The following is a 2,902-nucleotide window of genomic DNA, read 5'->3' on the forward strand; positions in this document are numbered from 1 at the left end:
GAGGAAGACTCCGGACAAATCCTGGCAGATCATCAGCTGTGTCTTCACAGCAAAGGTGAACTCATTCGTAACAATAATCACGGTCGGGATCGGTCAAAGGGCGTTCAGGCTTATGTCGATCATGTGGCAGAACAATTTACGGATACAGGCAAAGCCCGACGTTACCTTGAGGAAATTCGGAAGCTCAAGCCGCGATATATCCGGGATCAATTGCAGGCGATCGAGAAGAGCATATCGAAGGCTAATGCTAAGACGGTTGACCAGGCGCTGGCTTACTGCTTAAAGCACAGCTTGTATTGTGCTGCAGACTTTGCGGATGCCGCAAGCCATTTCACAGAACAAGCGCAACGGCAATCGGTCGAGAAGCCGACTCAGAGCGACATAAAGCTGCTCGTTCAAGTGGATGCGGCTAAACTGAAAGCCAAACCCCAAATACGGGAGTTCAAGACTTACGAACGCATCTTAGGAGGTGGATAAGGGTGGCAACAACCACGGGTGAGTTGAAACAATGGATGGGCACGCTGAATATGACCGAGGCGGCACACATCTTGGAAGAGAGTCTGTTGGACGCTGAGTCCAAGGACTGGAGCTGTGGGCAATTCTTGCACCATCTCCTGGGGCATGAGCTGCGGAGGCGGGAGGAAAAACAGCGAGCCAAACGGATGAAATGGGCTTCGTTCCCATTCATCAAATCGCTAGACGACTTTCGATTGGAAGAACAGCAATCCCTCAGCAAACGGCACATGGAACAGCTGCGGGAACTGCTCTGGCTGGAGCACACCTACAATTTAATACTCTTGGGCCCGCCTGGGGTAGGAAAAACCCATCTCTCAGTGGGGTTGGGGATGGAGGCGTTGGAACGAGGTCACCGGGTTAGCTTTGTCGCCATGGACAACCTGATCCATCTGCTGAAGACACAAGAGATTGCACGGACATCACAGACTCGAATGAAGCGTATTTTGGGATCTGATCTGGTGATCATCGACGATCTGATGTTCATGGCCATGGAGAAAAGCGAATCGAATCTATTCTTTCAGTTTGTGAATAAGCTCTATGGTCAAGCCTCGATTATCTTGACCTCAAACAAGGGACCAGAAGATTGGGGTGAGCTGCTTGGAGATCCGGCCATCACGACAGCCATTCTCGATCGGATCTTGCATAAGAGTGAGGTCATAAAGATGAGTGGAGACAGCTTTCGCCTCAAGTATCGAGAAACCATATTTGGAAATGTCTAGGTGTTGAAAATTATTTAGCGGAATCTGCTCAAAAGTACTTGACGGTTACAAAAGAAACTGGTTACTCAGCAGCCGCGCAAACGAATGCAACAAACAAATTGCACTCATCAAACAACGGGGCTATCATTGTGAACTCAGTTGATGAGTACGCGGCACTGTTGAACTACTTCAATGACTTGACTGCGTTGCCGCAACAAAACGCTACGGTCGTAGAATATCAACAGACAAACCCTGTTCAAACATTTGCGGATTCAGGTACGCGCACTAAAATATTCGAGGAGACGTGGAACGACCTTGGTATATCTTGGATGAAAGCGTTTGTAATTGCTGAAGTCTCTAACAAGGATGATAAAATTATTGGTACTCCTAAAACCGATAGTGGTTATTATGGCTTCCATCCAGGAACTTCTTGGGAACATAATGATAAAAAGTCTCATGCTGTAGTGAATGATGATAGGACTGGAGGTCACGCCAATATTTATGGAGACTTGACTCTCCATATTATTGTTGAGGGCATCGGAAAAATAATGACGAAGGAATTGTATAAATTCATGAGATTCTAATACACATCAAACAACGAGCGATGATTCATAAAGTCGCTCGTTGTTTGATATATTGATTACAGGAGGTGTTCTTATCATATGGAAAACAACGACAAAAAGAAATCAAGAATGAAAAAAATCATTTGGACGATTGTAATATTCCTACTGATTTTATTTGTCTTCAACCTTGTTCAATTTATACTTATGACGGATTCTGTGGAACCATAGGGCTTTAATGCCCTCCTTTTTAGGGGAGGGTGTTATTCACAAGGTCAGTCAGGGTCAAAATCGCCTAATAAAGGCTATGGTAAAAAATGCAAAAAAACAAACAAGAGCACCTTTGACAATATTCTTGTTTGTTCGTTAAACGTACATACCTCCAATCATTTTAATGACTTAACAATCTGTCCTGCGCCATGCAAGTCTTTGCGCTTTATGTTATACACTCCACTATCGTATTAGTCGGAAAACACGTATGTTTTTTGTACCGGTGAAGCAATAACGTTCGTAATTAAAGTAAAAAGGAACACCTTTTGGTCGGCGGTTGCAGGTTTCGGTGCTTTATGGTTTTGTCCTACAAAAAACGATGGCAATGGGTGCACGATAAATATTCACTGGCTCCCTGTGCCATGGGTTAATGTGACTTCAAATTCTTAAACGAATTGGGGGCGAATAAATGTTAATACCCTTTCTGATTATAATGACTGCCATCACTGCTATAACGTTTATCGTCCTATTCCTTTCAAAATTCTTTTTTAAAAAAACTCACAACTGCAATCAAATTGGCTTACGTTGGAATAACTTTAGCAATCTGTGGTATTGTGCATTCCCTGCTATATAGAGATGGAGTTCAAGACCAGCATAGTTTGTTTTTCTATTCAATGCATATTTTTATCATGATTATGATTATTTCACAAACAAAGAAACGCTAGAGAGTAAACTGGTACCCACAGACTGCACTTTGAAAAAAGTGTTTAGGCTGTGGGTACCTTTTTGTATACTGGGATAAGCAGTAAGGGGGAATTCATCATGAGTAAGAAACGATTTAACGAGCGTACTTTATTATAACTTGCGGAACCTATCGAGCATCATAATTAAACCTAAGCCAGCAGCTAGATGTTTACA

At 43.2% G+C, this 2,902-nt stretch carries 2 protein-coding genes and 1 pseudogene; all 3 read left to right on the forward strand.

From position 1 onward, the window contains the following. Nucleotides 1–477 (forward strand): annotated as a pseudogene (locus tag ABD76_RS21335) (IS21 family transposase); the annotation flags it as partial. A 2-nt stretch (nt 478–479) separates the two neighbouring features. Further along, on the forward strand, nt 480–1,235 hold the full coding sequence (istB, locus tag ABD76_RS21340) for an IS21-like element helper ATPase IstB (protein WP_197259120.1): 756 nt from the start codon (nt 480–482) through the stop codon (nt 1,233–1,235). Nucleotides 1,236–1,363: 128 nt separating this feature from the next. Next, nucleotides 1,364–1,798, forward strand: a complete 435-nt coding sequence (locus ABD76_RS21345) for a hypothetical protein (protein WP_197259121.1) — start codon at nt 1,364–1,366, stop codon at nt 1,796–1,798. Nucleotides 1,799–2,902: the final 1,104 nt, after the last annotated feature.

The sequence above is a fragment of the Paenibacillus dendritiformis genome, from assembly GCF_015845845.1.
Classification (GTDB): Bacteria; Bacillota; Bacilli; order Paenibacillales; family Paenibacillaceae; genus Paenibacillus_B; species Paenibacillus_B dendritiformis_C.